The 17274-nt window shown below is 43.3% G+C and carries 20 protein-coding genes; 9 read left to right on the top strand and 11 right to left on the bottom strand.

Annotated elements, in window-relative coordinates:
- Positions 1–137: 137 nt before the first annotated feature.
- The 4 genes from PY364_RS14115 to PY364_RS14100 all read left to right on the top strand — a co-directional run bounded on the left by PY364_RS14115 (position 138) and on the right by PY364_RS14100 (position 3622).
- Entirely contained in the window at positions 138–2471 is a 2334-nt protein-coding gene (locus PY364_RS14115; RefSeq protein WP_275523384.1) for a diguanylate cyclase, read from the top strand.
- A gap of 70 nt (positions 2472–2541) precedes the next feature.
- Positions 2542–2706 carry a hypothetical protein gene (locus PY364_RS14110; RefSeq protein WP_275523383.1) on the top strand — a complete coding sequence of 55 codons (165 nt, stop codon included), beginning with the start codon at positions 2542–2544 and terminating at the stop codon, positions 2704–2706.
- Between the two features lie 154 nt (positions 2707–2860).
- A complete protein-coding gene (locus tag PY364_RS14105; protein WP_275523382.1) occupies positions 2861–3190 on the top strand; it encodes a hypothetical protein in 330 nt (109 codons plus the stop codon).
- A 3-nt stretch (positions 3191–3193) separates the two neighbouring features.
- Complete coding sequence (locus PY364_RS14100) at positions 3194–3622, top strand: HNH endonuclease (RefSeq protein WP_275523381.1); 429 nt, start codon at positions 3194–3196, stop codon at positions 3620–3622.
- A 44-nt stretch (positions 3623–3666) separates the two neighbouring features.
- Here the strand turns inward: PY364_RS14100 and PY364_RS14095 are convergent, their stop codons facing one another.
- From PY364_RS14095 to PY364_RS14070, 6 genes are all read right to left on the bottom strand, one after another.
- Positions 3667–3924, bottom strand: coding sequence for a hypothetical protein (locus tag PY364_RS14095; protein WP_275523379.1), 258 nt, complete (start codon positions 3922–3924; stop codon positions 3667–3669).
- Between the two features lie 106 nt (positions 3925–4030).
- The gene (locus PY364_RS14090) at positions 4031–4309 is read right to left on the bottom strand and encodes a hypothetical protein (protein WP_275523378.1); all 279 of its coding nucleotides are present in this window, start codon (positions 4307–4309) and stop codon (positions 4031–4033) included.
- 137 nt (positions 4310–4446) lie between these two features.
- Positions 4447–4803 carry a DUF5615 family PIN-like protein gene (locus PY364_RS14085; protein WP_275523377.1) on the bottom strand — a complete coding sequence of 119 codons (357 nt, stop codon included), beginning with the start codon at positions 4801–4803 and terminating at the stop codon, positions 4447–4449.
- Positions 4787–5038 (bottom strand): DUF433 domain-containing protein, encoded by a 252-nt coding sequence (locus PY364_RS14080; protein ID WP_275523376.1) that lies wholly within the window; start codon positions 5036–5038, stop codon positions 4787–4789. Before PY364_RS14080 ends, PY364_RS14085 begins: the two co-directional genes overlap by 17 nt.
- A gap of 106 nt (positions 5039–5144) precedes the next feature.
- Entirely contained in the window at positions 5145–5426 is a 282-nt protein-coding gene (locus tag PY364_RS14075; RefSeq protein WP_275523375.1) for a hypothetical protein, read from the bottom strand.
- 20 nt (positions 5427–5446) lie between these two features.
- Positions 5447–5671: an NfeD family protein gene (locus PY364_RS14070; protein ID WP_275523374.1), complete on the bottom strand. Its 225-nt coding sequence runs from the start codon at positions 5669–5671 to the stop codon at positions 5447–5449.
- A gap of 187 nt (positions 5672–5858) precedes the next feature.
- Between PY364_RS14070 and PY364_RS14065 the strand changes: the two genes are divergently transcribed.
- A complete protein-coding gene (locus PY364_RS14065; protein ID WP_275523372.1) occupies positions 5859–8195 on the top strand; it encodes a tetratricopeptide repeat protein in 2337 nt (778 codons plus the stop codon).
- 4 nt (positions 8196–8199) lie between these two features.
- Here the strand turns inward: PY364_RS14065 and PY364_RS14060 are convergent, their stop codons facing one another.
- The 5 genes from PY364_RS14060 to PY364_RS14040 all read right to left on the bottom strand — a co-directional run bounded on the left by PY364_RS14060 (position 8200) and on the right by PY364_RS14040 (position 11154).
- The gene (locus PY364_RS14060) at positions 8200–8838 is read right to left on the bottom strand and encodes a Uma2 family endonuclease (protein WP_275523370.1); all 639 of its coding nucleotides are present in this window, start codon (positions 8836–8838) and stop codon (positions 8200–8202) included.
- 50 nt (positions 8839–8888) lie between these two features.
- Complete coding sequence (locus PY364_RS14055) at positions 8889–9278, bottom strand: hypothetical protein (RefSeq protein WP_275523368.1); 390 nt, start codon at positions 9276–9278, stop codon at positions 8889–8891.
- A gap of 91 nt (positions 9279–9369) precedes the next feature.
- On the bottom strand, positions 9370–9555 hold the full coding sequence (locus PY364_RS14050) for a hypothetical protein (protein ID WP_275523366.1): 186 nt from the start codon (positions 9553–9555) through the stop codon (positions 9370–9372).
- Entirely contained in the window at positions 9552–9695 is a 144-nt protein-coding gene (locus PY364_RS14045) for a hypothetical protein (RefSeq protein ID WP_275523365.1), read from the bottom strand. Before PY364_RS14045 ends, PY364_RS14050 begins: the two co-directional genes overlap by 4 nt.
- Positions 9696–9858: 163 nt before the next feature.
- Positions 9859–11154, bottom strand: a complete 1296-nt coding sequence (locus PY364_RS14040; RefSeq protein ID WP_275523364.1) for a transposase — start codon at positions 11152–11154, stop codon at positions 9859–9861.
- A gap of 278 nt (positions 11155–11432) precedes the next feature.
- Here PY364_RS14040 and hslO point away from each other — a divergent pair, with 278 nt between their 5' ends.
- The 4 genes from hslO to PY364_RS14020 all read left to right on the top strand — a co-directional run.
- Positions 11433–12332 carry an Hsp33 family molecular chaperone HslO gene (gene hslO, locus PY364_RS14035; protein ID WP_275523362.1) on the top strand — a complete coding sequence of 300 codons (900 nt, stop codon included), beginning with the start codon at positions 11433–11435 and terminating at the stop codon, positions 12330–12332.
- 152 nt (positions 12333–12484) lie between these two features.
- Positions 12485–14542: a hypothetical protein gene (locus tag PY364_RS14030; protein ID WP_275523360.1), complete on the top strand. Its 2058-nt coding sequence runs from the start codon at positions 12485–12487 to the stop codon at positions 14540–14542.
- A gap of 433 nt (positions 14543–14975) precedes the next feature.
- Positions 14976–16115, top strand: coding sequence for a right-handed parallel beta-helix repeat-containing protein (locus PY364_RS14025; RefSeq protein WP_275523358.1), 1140 nt, complete (start codon positions 14976–14978; stop codon positions 16113–16115).
- A 101-nt stretch (positions 16116–16216) separates the two neighbouring features.
- Positions 16217–17274: transposase (locus PY364_RS14020; RefSeq protein WP_275523356.1), on the top strand; the 1058-nt coding region annotated here is incomplete at its 3' end.

Genomic DNA, 17274 nt, shown 5'->3' with positions numbered 1-17274 from the left:
TAGTGGACAAGCTTATAAAAGCAAGCAGTAATGCAATATTACTTACCTTTGGTTAAGTTACACCGTAGACTTAGGCTTTTGCTCCTCTATTAGCGATAGTAGATTTGCATAGGTTTTTATAAGCGGTAAAAGTAAAAATGCTTTGCTGGAACTTGAGAGAAGAACCAAACAGCACTCCCGTGGGTGAAGAGAATTCAGCTTGCGAACAGGAAGCCATACTGGGAGCCGTCTTCAAACACAGCTCAGACGGCATTTTCATAGTAGAGCCGATTCGAGAAGAATTCCGTTTCGTGTCTGCGAATCAAATTTACTTGCAAATGTACGCGATCGCAGACATCGACGTAGCCTCCAAATCAATCGGCGAGTGCTTACCAGAGGCGATCGCTCGTACAACCCAGCATAACCTCACTATCTGCCTGCAACAACAGCAATCCCGTTCTTACCAACAGCCATTAGAAACAGAAACAGGCTCTCAGCTAGTATTGATTGACCTCTCCCCCATCTTCGTTGCTGGGAAAATTACCAAAATACTCGGCATCTGCCACGACATCACAGAGCGACAAAGGAACAGAGCAGTAGCACACTTATTGCAAACCATCACCTTAAGTGTAGCCGAAGCTCAAGACTTCGATTCAGCTCTCACCATTGCCCTGCAAAAAATCTGCCAAGTCACAAACTGGAATTATGCCGAAGCTTGGGTTCCCAGTGCCGATCCCGCCTTCATAGAATGTACACCCGCCTACTACAGCACTTCTCAAAATTTAGACTCATTCCGCAGCACCAGAAAACAACAGAAATTTTCCGCAAGCAGTAACTTAGGACAAATCTGGTCGCTGCAACCTCTCAAATGGATGCCAGCCGATTTACCGCAACCCGTTGATAGCCTCCTTGACCCAGATATTGCCGCCATTGCGGGTTTTCAAGCTGGACTAAGCATTCCCATCCTTGCCAGCGGCAAACTGATCGCGGTACTTGTTTTCTTCATGTTTGAACCCCGTTTAGAAAATAAACAAATTTCCTTACTTTCGGCAGTTGGCGTACAGTTGGGAGTTGTTATCCATCACAAGAAATACCGCAATATCTTTGAAAACGCCGTTGCTGGTATCTACCAAACATCGGCCGAAGGGCGCTATCAAACCGTCAACCCCATGCTTGCCCGCATTTACGGCTACAAATCCCCTGACGAACTGATGACGGGCATTACTGACATCGGCAGGCAACTTTATGTTAACCCCAACCGCCGCAACGAATTTAAGCGCTTGCTCCAGAAACAGGATGTCATTTCTGGTTTTGAGTCTCAAGTTTATCGCCAAGATGGTAGTACCATCTGGATTTCTGAGAGTGCTCGCGCCATCATGGACGAGAGGGGTCAGATTGCTGGTTACGAAGGCACTGTAGAAGATATTACTAAGCGTAAGGAAACGGAAGCAGAACTTCACAAGCAAGAAACCTTGCTGCAAGGTGTTGCGACTGCTATGCACCATTTATTGACAGACGCAGATCATAAAGCGGCGATTATTAAAGCGTTAGCGACTTTAGGGGTGGTGACAGGTGTTGATCGCGTTTATATTTATGAGACTCATCCGCATCCAGAGACGGAAGAAGCAGCCTTGAGTTTGCGGTTTGAATGGGTGATGGCATCGATCGAGCCTAGCATTAACCCGCCCGATCGCCAGAATTTGACTCCCAATAGTTTTGGCCTGACACACTGGCAGAGTATTTTAGAAGCGACTCATGCGATTACAGATTTTATTGAGTCTTTCCCAAAAGAAGAAAGGGAAGTTTTGGAGAGAGAGGGTTTGCTATCACGGCTGATTGTACCGATTCGAGTGGAGAGGAAACTTTGGGGTTATCTGGGGTTTGATGACGGTACTAACTCGCACCGCCGTTGGTCGGAGGGTGAAATTTCGATTTTAATGGTGATTGGGGAGAGTATTGGCGGGGCGCTTCAGCGGCAGAAAACGGAGGAAATGATGCGCCATGAAGCGCTTCACGACAGGCTGACGGGTTTGCCAAATCGTACTCTTTTGGGGGAAAAGTTGAATTTAGCTTTGCAGAATGCTCGCCGTAAGGGTAGCCTGTTTGCTTTGATGTTTTTGGATTTAGACCATTTTAAGATTGTTAATGATACTTTGGGTCATGCTATTGGCGATCGCTTGTTGCAGGCTGTGGTGAAGCGGTTGAGTAATTGTCTGCGGGAAGGGGACACTATTGCTAGGTGGGGTGGGGACGAGTTTATCATTTTGTTGCCGAATATTTCTCGTGCTAAAGATGCGGCGGCGATCGCGCAGAGAATTTTGGAGTCTTTGCAGGGTGAGTTTAATTTGGAAGGAAATAAGGTTGCGATCGGTTCTAGTATCGGGATTGCTATCTATCCAGAGGATGGCGATGATAGCGATATTTTGATGAAAAAGGCGGATGGTGCTTTGTACCGTGCGAAGGAAGATGGCCGCAATAATTTTAGATTTTAGAAGGGGAGAACTCATTAATAGTTTACAATATTAAAATAGAATCTTGTAAACCTTCATTCAAACTTAAATAATGAAATCAACTTTACATTTAACCACAAAAGTTTTGGCAGGAAACAGGATTGAAATTGAATCTCCAACCCTGTTGGTAGGACAAACTGTTGAAGTGGTAGTTTTCATTGCCGATGGGAGTGCCGATAGTCTCACAGAAGAGCGAGAACTTTCTTTAGAGCAATAGATACTGCGATTGCTTCGCTATTCGCTCGCCATGACCAAAGAAACATTAACTGAACCGTATTGTACTATAATATTGTGCTATAGTCATTTAATAAATTTGACAAAATTTCCTTGCTTAAGCTAAACTTAAATTAAGTTATTAGATTCATAAAAATATGGTAGAAAAAGTACAGTATGTTACGAATGAACGCGGCGATCGCGTAGGTGTTTTACTGAATTTAGAAACATATCAGCAATTAGTTATTTCTCAAACTAAAGATGCTGAATTTTTGGTCGGTTTGAGTCAAGGAGAATTGGAAGCATTAGCTGAAATTAAGTTGGGAATCAGCGAACAAAATCAATTAGATGAATTATTAGAAAGAAATGCGGATGGGCTGCTGGATGAGTCAGAAATGGTGAGGCTAGATAATTTAATCGAAAAAATAGATCGATTAAATCTTTTAAAAGCTAGAGCTAGATATACGTTACAGAAACTAGGGGAATAAATCGTGAGTGTTTATATTCCTGTTGATTTACAGCGCCAAATTCGTAGTCGTTTTATTAATTGTTGTGCTTATTGTCGTACCGCTGAAGTGCTGATCGCAACTACTTTTGAGATTGAACATATTGTACCGCGATCGGCTGGGGGAGAAAGTGTATTTGAGAATTTGTGTTTAGCTTGTCCTAGCTGTAATCGCTATAAGGCGAATCGTCAAAAGGCAATCGATCCTTTAAGCGGAGAAGAAGTATTGTTGTTTCATCCTCAAGATCAGAGTTGGAATGACCATTTTTCTTGGGATGAAAATGCTACTGAAATTATTGGAATAACAGCTATTGGTAGGGCTACTATTGTTGCTTTAAAAATGAATCGACCTCAATTAGTTGGGGTGCGTCAAATTTGGGTACAAGTAGGGGAACATCCACCGTCAATAACTTGAAAAAAAGAAAAGCGATCGCGCTTTTTTGGGAAGTGCGATCGCTTTTATCCTAAAGGATTATCAAATGGTTTAGGCAAAAACGCTAAAGGTATAATTGATTGATATTTATGATCTACTAAACACTCTATACCTCTATAATCTTGGCAGTTTAAGGGTGCAATTGAGTAAAATCGTGGGACGTTTCTTCTTTCAAGCTGTATCCTTTGCGCCCAAGAGTCTAATTGTGCTAAAATAGATTCCGCTTGTTTATCATCAAGACTATCTAGGATTTGTTCTATAGGATCGAGCCAGACTGTATACACCTGATTTACAGCTAAATTGATAAAGTTATAACTAAATTACAGTAATTTTGGCATGGTTAAGCGTACCTGACAATTTATAAGCGAATTGTCAGAGTGAAATTTATCGTCAGCGTGAGTCTGATGTTGTTTTTGAGAAACGGCGCTTTCTATAATCATCTAAGGTAATAAAACCTCCTTTTTCGCAGGCTTGTAATCCCTTAATAATTCCTTGCTGTTCTTCTGTTGGTAGATCGCTAAACTTAATCGTTTGACAGTCCGTACTTAAGTCAATATCAAATTTGCTAAGAGTAGCTTCAGGTTGGCTGAGTCTGGCTAATTCTTCTTGAGCTATTTGCGCTACAACTAGGTTCGGAGTTTTTGTTGTACCTTGGGTTACAGGTGTCATAACTTTGAATTTTCAATATATTGTGGGTATTTTTCAACTTTGCTTGGGGAAATTGTACACCATTAATTAGTAAAATGTCAATACCTATTTTATGTCTAAAAGAAAAGCGATCGCGCTTCTTTGGGAAGTGCGATCGCTCAAGGAATGAAAACAACATCACCACCATCACTAATACGAATTGCCGAACCTACTGGCAACGACGATATCATAGTGCTAACTTGCTTCATCAAAGGTACAAGATGAGCTGGTCTTGTACTACTAGAATCTAACACTATAATTCTAATAACACGACTTGCTAGATTTTGTTGATAGGGAAGATTTTTATCAGCGGTGATAAAAACATCAAAAGGATGACTCTCCGATCTATCCAGAATTTCCCTATCTTTTAGGCCTCTCCACCCCATGTCATAAACATTGCTGATTGAATGACCCGCATCTAAGAAAGGCTGCTTGAGTTTTTGACTCAATAGATTTTCATCAAGCAGTATAAGCATTATTATTACTTTCCAGGGAGAGCATCATTTTAGTTAGATTTTCTAACACTTTAATTGCTTGACTTTCTAAGTAAGGAAAATCATTAATAAATTCTGCGAAACCGCTTTCACCTTCTAGGTAGTCGAAAAAAGTTTTTAAGGGGACGCGGCTGCCGACAAATACGGGGACACCGCTCATAATTTCGGGATCGCGGTGAATAATTCCTCTTGTTTGCAGTAATTCTTCTATTTTCACAGGCTTTACTTCTTTATATCAAAAGAATTGGGCAAGTCTAGTTGTAAGTTGTAACTAATGAGTAATTATATCATAACTTTGGGGAAATGCGATCGCTGTTACTTCATTATTCATAGAATCGCTGAATCATTGCATCGCGATCGCGAGACAGATTTGTGACACTATGAACCCAACCTGACCGTATTTCATAACATTCGCCACGAACACAAATTTTGCGATACCACCAGCCAATTTTAGGATTTTGCATTGCTAATTCAATTTCACCTTGCAAAACCATCATGTATTCTGTCGAAGCGTGGACGTGATCGTGAAGGGTTTCGGAGGGGGAAACTTCAACAATTTCACCACTATCAATCGCTGTTTTATTTGAGATTGGTAACGATTTCATAATATTTTCCTCCATGAAAATTACAATTTGACTACAAGCAAGGTAATATTGTTGATAGCCAGCACAAGAACTGACTCGCCGGGAAGGAGAGGGGTTTGGCAATCTGACTGATAGAGTTCTGCTGGCCAATAACTGCCCCTTGCTTTAACTCTGCCGGGTTGGTTAGGCGCAATCGCCTCGTCTACAATTCCTCTCTCTGGTTCTTCTAACATTTGAAATTTGGGTTTGCGACGGTTGAAAAACATGGGTAAATTTGATTAGTGTTATTGGCAACTTAGAATTGCTTCCCACATTTCCAATATCCCAGATACAAATTGGCTTGGCGGCTCAGTTGGGTTCATCTTTTTAGCTCACTAAATAGCTCACTGCTTCTCTTACTGAACCAAAGCGATCTAAAATCGGATGAGAACACCGTAGGGGTAATGGTGAACAATGATTGATTCTCTGAAGGCATCAGAACAGGGGCTAAAAATCGTTGACGAAGCTAGACGCAGGAAACGCTGGCAGAAAATCGCTTCAATATGGGTAGAAACTGCTGCAACCTCAGAAGCCACACTAAAGCGGTTTTGGGCAAGAAAGTCTGCCATCGATCGGTATGCCTTTATTGCAATTTGTGAGGCTGTAGGTGTTAACTGGGAACAAGTTGCTGAACTCAGCGAAATTCAGGAAACAACTTTACCTGTGGTGTCCCCTGTAAAGGAACCTCTTTCAGTACAAAACCTGAATTTTGTCGGCCGAGAAAATGCGATCGCGTACCTTAACACCCGTATCAACCAAGGCGCAAAAGTTATCGTTATCCAAGCACCAGGAGGCGTGGGAAAGACAACTTTAGCCCAGGAATATCTCAAATCTCAGGGTTTTGACTTAATACTGGACTTGCAAATGGCAAAGGAGAAAGAAAATATTACCCTCGTTGAAAGCGTGATTGAAGAATGGCTGAAACGCGACTTTCAGGAAGAACCTGGCCGCGAGTTTGGAGTGACGCTTGGGAGACTGAAACGCCAACTTCAGACGCGCCGAGTGGGGGTATTAATTGATAATTTGGAACCTGCGCTAGATGGACAAGGCAGATTTATTGAACCCCATCGCCGCTATGTGGATTTATTGCGAGTTTTGGCTGATTCTTCGGTACAGTCAGTAACGTTAATTACCAGTCGCGAACCTTTGGCTGAATGCGTGGGTGTCACCAATTACTCATTACCTAGTCTTGATGAAAAAGCGTGGCAAGATTTTTTTAGCGGCCGTGATATTGAGATAGATGAGATAACTCTAAAAGAAATGCACAAAGCTTATGGTGGAAATGCTTTGGCGATGACTATTTTATGCGATCCCATACAGAGAGATGGAGGGATGGTAGCCTATTGGCAAGAACATAAAATCGAAGCTGATTTATTGGTGGAGTTGGCTGTAGAAAACCTTGTTAAAGAACAGTTTAATCGTCTCGAAAACACTTATCCTGAAGCCTATAAACTCCTCTGCCGTTTGGGATGTTATCGCTATCAGGATGTGCCGACTGTACCCACTGAGGGTTTATTGTGCTTACTGTGGGATGTGCCAGAAGGACAGCGCAGACGGGTGATTGAATCTTTGCGAAGTAGGTCTTTAGTAGAGTGTTTTAAAGGAGAATATTGGTTGCATCCAGTGATTCGGGCAGAGGCGATCGCACGGTTACGAAATAGTAAAGATTGGGAAGAAGCTAATCGAAAAGCATCAGAGTTTTGGACGGATAGTGTTAATACAGTTGAAACTGTAGAAGATGTACAGAGGGCTTTTGAAGCTTACTATCACTGTGTAGAGATTAATGACTTTGAGCAAGCTGGCTCTGTAATTCTCAAAAGGAGAGATAGCAGTTTGAGAAACGGAGAACGTCTGGGGGTTGCGTTTTATAGGTTGGGTTTGTTACAATTAATAGTTTACTCAATTAATTCAATTATTAGCGAAGTTAAAAATGATCATATACTGAGCATACTGTATAATTGTTTAGGGACTTTATACTGGTTAACTGGAAGTATTAACCCAGCAATTGAATGTCATAATTTATCATTTAAAGCAGCGGAACGCACAATTTTATCTATTAATTTAAGCGATTTAATATATTTGGATGCCAAACGTATAAAAACTTGGTCTTTAATTAATATAGCGCTTTGTAAAATTGACTTGTGGGAACTTGAAGAATCTGTCAATCTTTTTGAAAACATAGAATTTTTTTGTACTCATAAGGATTCAGAACATGGTTTGCATAATAATGAGAAAGACTATTTATATTGTTTAGCATTTTTGAATTCATGTTTAGGCTTTAAAGCTATCGCTCTGAGTTATGCACAACAAGCGGAAATAGTGATTTATAAAATAAATAATAGTTTTTGGAGCAAAGGATATAGTTTATTGTTTATGGGTCTAACTTATAAAAATTTAGGAGAAATTGAAAAATCTTTTGAAATGTTTCGCCAAGCCATTTCATTTGCAGAAAAAATTAACTACACTCAGGTTAAAGCTAAAGCTTTAAGTGGTCTAGCAGAACTCTATCGCATACAGGGAGAATTTGAAACAGCCCTTTCCCATCACTCAGAATCAATCGAACTTCTGGATAAAATCGGTGCTAAATCTGACTTAGCTGAAGCTTACTATCAATTAGGTTTAACTTATCAAATAATAGGAAATACTGATGATAGTCAAGAAAACTTTAACAAGGCAATTCAACTATTCACCGAAATGGAAGCCCCCAGACAAGTTGAAAAAGTGCAACAGGCGGCAGACAAATTGATATAATAAATCAACCGGAAATGATTTTACTCCTCACCCAAACTCGAAAACTTCGCAACAGAGTAGTCTCCCCTACAGTTTTACTCTCCTCCAAAAACCTAGCAACTTCAGCAACAGGTAAAAATGGAAAAATTCGGCTATATTCACAAGCGATATATTCTGCCTCTTGAAGCTGAAAAAATTGTAAAACCCGCCCGTTATACCTCCAAATTTCCGGTACACCCAAGGCAGAATAAATATCAAAACTGTCAAGAGAACTGCTAGTAATATCTATTTCTATTACCAAATCAGGCGGCGGATCATTCCTCAAATCTATTTTACTTTTACCTCTGACTAATCTCTCATTTTGGACATAAAAACTGGAATCAGGCTCAGCGCCGCGCCCTAAGTCTTGACGCTTAAAAGTAGTAGAACCTGCTCTAGCAATCTCTATATTCAACTCTTCTGCTATAATACCAACGAGAGCCGTAAGCACTTCTTTAGGTTTTTCATGCTCATACAAAGGTGTCATAATTTCCAAAGTACCCCGATTGTAAGTCAGGCGTGAGGAACGGTGTTCCCCAAGATCGCTAAGCAAGCTTTCAAAAGTTTGCCAGCTAATATTTCTAAGCAAAGTTCTCTGTTCAGCAGGAGTTGAGGTACTAATCATTACAACCTCCTAAATTTTAGTATTTGAATGCCGATCAATTGGGCTATTAATTATTCCCCCTTCCCCTTCTTCAAAAACTCCCGCAACCGCAACAAACTAACAGTTTGCCCCAAACTCAAAGGCATCACCGACACCCCCTCTAAGCGCGACTGCACCCAACCATCCCCCCAATACCACTCGTGAAACCCATCAATACCTTGACTTAATAACAACCGCAAACAATTGGACTCCGCAATCTCTACCTTGTGCTCCAAAGCCACCGGGCCAACCCAACTCGTAAACGCCAAACCTGTGTATAATTGTTCCGGCAACCCACTACTAAATTGTTGCGGCCACAGCCACTTTTGCAATTGACTCGGACGTAACAAACTATCCCGAATCTCACTCTCCGAAGCATTAACCTCAATCCGCAAGTGACTTTGTTGATAATTACCAAACATAGTGATTAAATATTTTAGAACGGGACAACTCATCAACCCTAACCCATAAAAAGCGATCGCCTCTATATAATGTTCTCAACATCTATGATAACTACTGACTGTTTAAAAGTATTTGTAACCGTTTTTGTTGAATTTGTCGATGCTCTTCGTCTAATTTGGCAATAACTTCTTCTAATTTCCAACCTAATTCTTCCATTTCCAAGCGACTACGACGTAAATTAGCGAGGAGTCGTCGATCGACATTTAGGGGCGGCACATATCCTTGTTGGTTGATCATAATCTCCACTCAATCTTAATTTCTTCAATGCTGCGTTCCCATGCGGGAAGTCTAGCCTGGGTATAAGCAATAACTTCTGTTACTAACTTTAGCATATCAGAAGTTGCTGTGGGTACTGCATTAGCCAAGCGTCGTTGCAATATGGAAAACTGGGAAAACCGCTCATCGGCTTGCTGTGCTACATTTTTTAGCTGATCTAAATAGTCAATTGTTCTGTCGGTTTCTCCAAATTGCTCAAAGAGAGTATATTCGGCTTCTGTAGCATCTTCATTGACACTCCCTGGTCTAAAGACACGGGGATTCTTAAGGACAAACTTTGGGGGATGAATCCCACCAAAGTTTAATTCTTAAAGGGTTTGTCAGCAACCCGCTACCCACTCGCTCGATAATCGAGTCTATGGCTACTTTTGATTTTCTAATGATATTTCCTGCACCGTTAGTATCTGCATTGATTAACAACCCAGTGCTAGAACGGTACAATCCTCTTTTAATTCTTTTGCCCGATGGCTGCCAATTGTCGGGTTTTTCACCGACTTTCACTGGCAGAAAATCTTGGTCTAAAAAGCTGGCTTTTGATGTGTAAGATTCGTCTTGCTCTAAAAATCGCCAGCCTAGAGACTCACACTCTTGTTGCAATCTATCTTTAACTTTAGCGGTAGGGATTTGGACAAAGTTCTGGTTAGTAACTCCCCCCATATTAACCTCTTGCTTCTGTCCTTTATTCCAACCAAAAACTATGACGTTGATTTGGTGATTTTCGCAATAATCTACGATGGTTCTGACTGCCTTATTAACAGCATCTCTCATCCGCCGTGCGCGGGTTTCCGACAACTGTTGCAGTCGTTTTGACGAGAAACCTTTAGGTAACTTGTATTGAGCGTGAGTCGATTGAACTCGCGCTTTTTCCTTATTAAACCATTGGTTCCAAGACTTCAATTTGTGACCATCAATAATGAAAGGATTACCATTACTAGAGACACAAGTTAGCCAGTTATCAATGCCATGATCTATTCCTAAAACTCCTGTCACTTCGAGACTGCAACTAAGAGCTTGCTCAGTCAGAGACTCGTAAACATACTCAATCCAGACCTCACCATTTCTAGGGATTAGCCTAAGTTCTTTAATTTGGCAATCTTTCAAGCGTTCCGGTAATGTTACCCAGAGACAGTCTGCCCCAAAGTGTTCTTTGCCTTTGGTTCCTAGAGGCAATCTCACCCGATTACCGACTATTTTCAAGGCTTGTCCCGGATAGGAAACCTGGTACATCGCCCCCTTGGTTCTGTACTTGGGTAATCTCGGCTTTTGATTAATTTCTCCTTTCTTGGCTAACTTTTTTAAGGCTCGAAAAGAGCTAAAAGATTCGGCGACAGATTTCAATGATTGTTGGGCGACTTGCGAGTAAAGTAATCCGTAATTTTCGTTGGTTTTGGTTATTTTGTACAGTTCGGGATATTTAACTGCGCTTCTATCCCTAAAGTACCGTTGCCGACTTTCGTAAGTGCCGACATTAAACAGATTATTTGACCATCTCAACAGTTGCTCGACAATGGATTTATCGCGTCCTGTTAAATGCCAGATATCTTTTTGTACTGCATACATTAATTTCACCTCCTTTGATTAATTTTACTATACTTGGAAATATCTAACTGGGAGACTAGAGTCTCCCGACCCCTTTCATCCCTGGACTAAAGTCGCAGGGTTTTCAGGGTATTTTCTTATAATATGCAATAGTTGCTGTTTTAGGCTCCAAATGGTTTCGGCAATTTCTATGGGCAGTTTTGCCATGTCTAGTCGTGTGAAATTACGCTATAGATTTTAGGCGAAGTAGAACGCCGCTAGAATAAAGAAAGTGGAAGTTGTTAAGAAATGTAAGGTTCATGGCCGATCAATTAATTCGCGCTACAGCCGCAGAGGGCGGAATTCGGGCTGTAGGCGTAATCACCACCCGCCTCACGGAAGAAGCTAGACGGCGACACCAACTCTCCTACGTCGCCACCGCCGCCCTCGGCCGTACTATGTCAGCGGGGCTGCTATTGGCCTCCAGCATGAAAACACAGCAATCCAGAGTCAACATTCGCATCAGAGGGGATGGCCCCTTGGGCGGGTTGATGGTTGATGCTGGTACAGATGGAACCGTGCGCGGCTATGTAGATAACCCTGAAATCGAACTTCCGCCAAATGCTATTGGTAAACTTGATGTCGGCGGCGCAATCGGCGAAGGCTACCTCTATGTGGTGCGGGATGTCGGATATGGCTACCCTTACTCCAGTACCGTAGAACTGGTTTCTGGGGAAATCGGCGACGACATCAGCCATTATCTGGCCACATCGGAACAAACACCTTCAGCTTTAGTTTTGGGAGTATTTGTCGGCGCTGAAGGCGTACAAGCTTCTGGCGGCCTCATGTTACAAATTATGCCCAAAGTTGCTACTGATGATGAGTTGGTGGAAAAGCTGGAATCTAGAGTAGCTTCACTATCCGGTTTTACGCCTCTATTACGGTCTGGTAAAACATTAGAGCAGATGTTTGAGGAACTACTCGGAGATATGGGTCTGGAAATCTTGCCAGAGGTTCAGATGCTACGCTTTCACTGTGGCTGTTCCTTCGATCGCGTTTTAGGAGCCTTAAAAATGTTAGGCGAAGCTGAACTCCAAGACATGATTGAAAAGGATGATGGTGCTGAAGCGACTTGTCACTTCTGCGGTGAGGTTTATAAAGCCAGCAGCGATCATCTAGCCGAACTGATCGATGATTTGCAAGCACAAGCCCAATCTTAAATAGTTAACGGTTAACAGTTAACAGTTAACCGTTAACCGTTAACCGTTAACCGTTAACAAATTTGGATTTTTTGGAGTTGCGGAGTACGATAGCAACCATTGCAGTTTGAAATGGTCAAAGCGGCAATGGTTGCTTTTTGTGGTGGTAATTTATGAGTGAAGAGCGGGAAATACCGGGCCTATGGTCAGTCTCAGAGCCGTTAGAAGCAAGGGAAGATTCTCAACCCGAAGGGGCTCAGCCAGGGCGAGTGAGCCGCGCAGAGCGACGAAAAGCCTTGGCTCTGCGCTTGGCAACTGAGGAGCAACCAGAACCCCCGAAACCTAAACCCCCGTCTCTTGGGCCCAAGTTCTGGCAAAATTGGCGGCGATGGCCGACGAAATGGCCGTTTTGGGTGGCGATAATTGTAGCGCTACCCGGCGGGGTGGCTTTTATCGCGATCGCATCTCTGTTCCGTCTGGCGGCTCAACCAAATTGTCTGAGCATTTTTTGGCCGACGGCTTCGGCTTCGGATCGCCTTTATTGTGCTGAGGTGACGGCCCAGAAGCAGACAGTGGACGACTTGCTGGCGGCGATTGATTTGGTTAATGCTCTACCCAAGGATCACCCCCTGCGGACTCAAATCAACCGCCAGATTGAAAACTGGTCGCAGGATATTCTTAAGTTAGGCGATGCTGCTTTCCAAGGGGGTAATCTGGGAGAAGCGATCGCGATCGCTCGTAAAGTCCCTAACGATGTTCCCGCTTACCCGGAGGTGGAAAAGCAAATTCAGCAGTGGCAGTCAATTTGGGATGGTGCAGAAAAAATCTATCAAGCTGCTGAGGAATTTCTCCGCAAGGAAGACTGGAATCAAGCTTTTCGACAAGCGACTCTGTTGCTGGATGTTGGCAATACTTACTGGGAAACGGCTAAGTACGAGGAAATTACTAAGGCAATTCAGACTTCCCGCGCAGATGGTAATAAGTTGGCAAAAGCTCGAAGTGCTGCGGAGGCTGGAGGGGTAGATAATCTTTTTGCGGCAATTCAGTTGGCTGGTGCGATCGCTCCTGAAAGCTACCTCTACCAGGCTGCTCAAAAGGCGATCGGGGAATTTGGCAAAAAGATTATGGAATTAGCCGAAGGGCGGTTGAGAGCCGGACAATGGCAGGAAGCGATCGATATTGTTAATAAAATTCCTGAAAGTGCGAAGTTAAAGGAAGAAGTCAAAGATTTTACGGAGTTGGCCAGCGCTGCTTCCCAGACTCAAGGAGGGACGATCGCGGGTTTGGAGAATGCGATCAAAGCTGCTAAAAAGCTGAAATCTAACCGCCCACTTTACAATAAAGCTCAAGATTTTATTAGCATTTGGCAACAAGAAATTGCCGATGTGAAAACCTTGGAAGCCTCACGTCAGTTAGCTGCAAAGGGAGGCGCGAACGATCTCAAGGCGGCGATCGCACAGTTACAGACGATTCCCGCGGGAAATCCGCGAGGGCCAGAAGCGCAGAAGGAAATCGCCACCTGGACTCGCCAAGTTGAGTTGATGGAGGATACTCCAATTCTCGAAAGTGCCGACGAAATGGCGACTCTGGGGGATGCTAATTCTCTGGAAGCTGCCATTGTCGAAGCTAGGAAAATTGGTTCTGGGCGAGCGCTTTACCAGCAAGCTCAGGATAAAATTAAAGCTTGGGGCGATCGGAGTCAGCAGTTTCAAGATCGGCCTTATTTAGATCAGGCGAAGCAGTTAGCTAATGATGGTAATTTGTTGGCAGCGATCGCGGCCGCTAGCAAGATTCAACCGGGACGTACACTTTACGATGAGGCGCGATCGAATATCCGCAACTGGGAATCTCAGTTGCAGGCAAAGGATGGTTTGCAAAATGCTCGTCAAGCGGCGGAACCTGGGACTGCTGACGCTTTGGAAACGGCGATTTTGCTAGCAAATCAGATAGCGGAATCTAGCGAGTTGCGATCGCAAGCTGACGAGGCGATTAATGATTGGAGTCAGCGAATTTTCGCGATCGCCCAAGAACAATCTGCATCCGATTTACCTGGTGCGATCGCGATTCTGAGGAAAATTCCCTCCGGTACTCGGATTTATGAAGAGGCGCGATCGCAAATCGAAGTGTGGCAAGAATCTCTGAATTCTCCCCCCGTAGAATCCGAACCTCCTATTGAAAAAAGCAATAAGCAACCTAAATTTCCCCAACAGGGGCTAGGGGCTAGGGGCTAGGGGCTAGGGAAGAAGGGGAAAAGAGGGGCTAGGGACTAGGGGCTAGGGAAGAAGGGAAGAAGGGAATAGAATCAGCGAGTTCCAGCAATGATATCATCTCCGGCAAATTACTGACGATCTGTCATTGCGAGCCAAGCGAAGCAATCGCAGAGACTAGGGGATTGCTTCGGGCAAGATCCAGCTTGCTTCGTTCCTCGCAACGCTTCGCGCCTCAGATTGCTGCGCTTGGCTCGCAATGACAAGTATAGCAACCGCTTTCGTCAGTTAGGACGTTCTGACTTCCACCAAACTCGCTGATTCTATTCCCTTCTTCCCTAGCCCCTAACCGCCCTGGCGGTTGCTATATGAGCGAGTGTCCTAACCGACCAAAGCAGTTGCTTGCTATAACTGTTAACGGTGATTCTAATAGTCGAAAACAAAATCAGTAGCATCTATGACAGAACTTGTTGTTAAGAATACTAGCGATGACGGCCCCGACTCTCTGAGAAACGCGATCGCCTCCGCAACGGCTGGAGATACCATCACCTTCGATTCTACCTTAGCAAACCAGGTGATTTTGTTGACAAATGGTCAACTTACCATCGATAAAAACCTGACCATCGATGGCGCAAATGCTCCCCAATTAACAGTTAAAAGTTCTGGAGATAGCAGAATTTTTCGCATTAGTGATAGTGCAAACTTTACTCTCAAAAACCTGATCCTCACTGGGGGCAAGGTGTTGGGAACTGACCCCGATAATTTTGAAGATTCCGCAGGCGGAGCGATTTTGATTGGCGGTGACTCCCAAACTGCGATCGAAAACTGCACCTTCGAGGGTAACTCCGCAGGAATTGGCGGTGCTATTTACTCCCAGTGGCGGACTAACTTCACAGCCAAATCCTGTATTTTTAGCCACAACGACGGCTCTTTAATCCCGGAAACAGAACGAGGTGGCGGTGCTGTCTCCATCCATAGCGAATCTTTCTCTACCTTTATAGATTGCGAATTCTATCAAAATAAAGGCACTCTGGGCGCAGGTATCAACAGCTTGCTGAGTTCTTTAACAGTCGAAAATTGCAAATTTACTGAAAATGATGCCAGCTACGGCGGAACGGTGGGAGCCTCAGAAACTAGGGGTTATGGAGGCGCAATATTTACCGATGGCGCGGGCCCGCATGGTACTGGCGGTGAGATTGTAGTTCGGAATACCAGCTTTGAGCAGAATAAAGCTGCTGGACAAGGTGGCGCGGCTTTCTTAGGAGGATATGCGCCAGACAAAGTAACAATTGACAAGTGTTTGTTTAAAGATAATGTCTTGGTGAGAGATGGTAAGGGAGATTCCCTTGGAGGTGGTTTGCGGATTTTCAACGCTGAATACCAAATATCTAACTCCACTTTCGCTAATAACCAAGCGGAAGATCAAGGCGGCGGTTTGTGGGTAGGAGAAACTTCTCCAGGTGCGATCGCAAATAGCACTTTTGTGGGTAATTTGGTAGGACTCACAGAAGGCAATGGCGTAGGCGGGGCAATTTATATCTCGACTTCTGAAGCAACGGAAATTATAAAAAATACCCTGAAAACCCTGTGGCTTTAGCCCAGGGATGAAAGGGCGGCGCAGGATTTATCCTGCCTACTCTCTTTGAGCTTCAATATAACGCTATAGTAAACATAGTACAGCAACAAACGCTAAATTAAATGTATGCAGTGCAGAAAGATGTTTGGCATTTGACGGGGCTTAACAAAACCATTGTTGAGCAACTATTGAGATGGTCAAACAATCTATTCAATGTTGGAACTTACGAAAGTCGGCAACAATACTTTAAAGGCAAAGGCGCAGTCAAATACACTGACTTGTACAAGATTGCCAAAACTAACGAAAACTACGGGCTACTTTACTCGCAAGTCGCTCAACAATCATTGAAATCTGTCGCCGAATCTTTTAGCTCTTTTCGAGCTTTAGAACGGCTGGCTAAGAAGGGACAACTCAATCAAAAACCGAGACTACCCAAATACAGAACTAAGGGAGCAATGTACCAAGTTGCCTATCCCGGACAAGCCTTGAAAATAGTCGGCAGTCGGGTAAGATTGCCTCTGGGAACCAAAGGGAAAGAACACTTTGGAGTAGACTGTCTCTGGGTTCCGCTACCAGAACGCATTAAAAAATGTCAAATCAAAGAACTCAGGTTGATCCCTAGAAACGGTGAGGTCTGGATTGAGTATGTCCATGAATCTCTAACTGAACAAGCCCTTAGTTGCAGTTTGGAAGTATCAGGGATTCTAGGTATCGATCACGGCATCAATAACTGGCTAACTTGTGTTTCTAGTAATGGTAAGCCTTTCATTATTGATGGCCAAAAGTTAAAGTCTTGGAACCAATGGTTTAACAAACAAAAAGCGAGAGTTCAATCAGAACACTCGCGGCATAAGTTACCCAAAGGTTTTTCATCTCATAGACTGCAACAGTTATCAGAAACTCGCGCACGGCGGATGAGAGATGCTGTTAACAAGGCAGTTAGAACCATCATCAATTATTGTGAGAATCACCAAGTCAACGTCTTGGTGTTTGGTTGGAATAAGGGACAGAAGCAGGAAGTTAATATGGGAGGTAAAACCAACCAGAATTTTGTCCAGATCCCGACAGCTAAAGTTAAAGATAGATTGCAACAAGAATGTGATTTGAGAGGATGGCGATTTGTAGAGCAAGATGAATCTTACACATCAAAATCCAGTTTTTTAGATCGAGACTTTCTGCC

This window comes from Kamptonema sp. UHCC 0994, assembly GCF_029167235.1.
Lineage (GTDB): Bacteria > Cyanobacteriota > Cyanobacteriia > Cyanobacteriales > Microcoleaceae > Kamptonema.
Note: the sequence above shows the minus strand (reverse complement) of the source record. Positions and strands in the feature narration are given on the sequence as shown.

What these genes read in the sequence shown, in the direction of transcription:
- PY364_RS14115 (WP_275523384.1), top strand. Translation starts at nt 138, where the DNA reads ATGCTTTGCTGGAACTTGAGAGAAGAACCAAACAGCACTCCCGTGGGT.
- PY364_RS14110 (WP_275523383.1), top strand. Translation starts at nt 2,542, where the DNA reads ATGAAATCAACTTTACATTTAACCACAAAAGTTTTGGCAGGAAACAGG.
- PY364_RS14105 (WP_275523382.1), top strand. Translation starts at nt 2,861, where the DNA reads ATGGTAGAAAAAGTACAGTATGTTACGAATGAACGCGGCGATCGCGTA.
- PY364_RS14090 (WP_275523378.1), bottom strand. Translation starts at nt 4,309, where the DNA reads ATGACACCTGTAACCCAAGGTACAACAAAAACTCCGAACCTAGTTGTA.
- PY364_RS14085 (WP_275523377.1), bottom strand. Translation starts at nt 4,803, where the DNA reads ATGCTTATACTGCTTGATGAAAATCTATTGAGTCAAAAACTCAAGCAG.
- PY364_RS14075 (WP_275523375.1), bottom strand. Translation starts at nt 5,426, where the DNA reads ATGAAATCGTTACCAATCTCAAATAAAACAGCGATTGATAGTGGTGAA.
- PY364_RS14070 (WP_275523374.1), bottom strand. Translation starts at nt 5,671, where the DNA reads ATGTTTTTCAACCGTCGCAAACCCAAATTTCAAATGTTAGAAGAACCA.
- PY364_RS14065 (WP_275523372.1), top strand. Translation starts at nt 5,859, where the DNA reads ATGATTGATTCTCTGAAGGCATCAGAACAGGGGCTAAAAATCGTTGAC.
- PY364_RS14060 (WP_275523370.1), bottom strand. Translation starts at nt 8,838, where the DNA reads ATGATTAGTACCTCAACTCCTGCTGAACAGAGAACTTTGCTTAGAAAT.
- PY364_RS14055 (WP_275523368.1), bottom strand. Translation starts at nt 9,278, where the DNA reads ATGTTTGGTAATTATCAACAAAGTCACTTGCGGATTGAGGTTAATGCT.
- PY364_RS14050 (WP_275523366.1), bottom strand. Translation starts at nt 9,555, where the DNA reads ATGATCAACCAACAAGGATATGTGCCGCCCCTAAATGTCGATCGACGA.
- PY364_RS14040 (WP_275523364.1), bottom strand. Translation starts at nt 11,154, where the DNA reads ATGTATGCAGTACAAAAAGATATCTGGCATTTAACAGGACGCGATAAA.
- hslO (WP_275523362.1), top strand. Translation starts at nt 11,433, where the DNA reads ATGGCCGATCAATTAATTCGCGCTACAGCCGCAGAGGGCGGAATTCGG.
- PY364_RS14030 (WP_275523360.1), top strand. Translation starts at nt 12,485, where the DNA reads ATGAGTGAAGAGCGGGAAATACCGGGCCTATGGTCAGTCTCAGAGCCG.
- PY364_RS14025 (WP_275523358.1), top strand. Translation starts at nt 14,976, where the DNA reads ATGACAGAACTTGTTGTTAAGAATACTAGCGATGACGGCCCCGACTCT.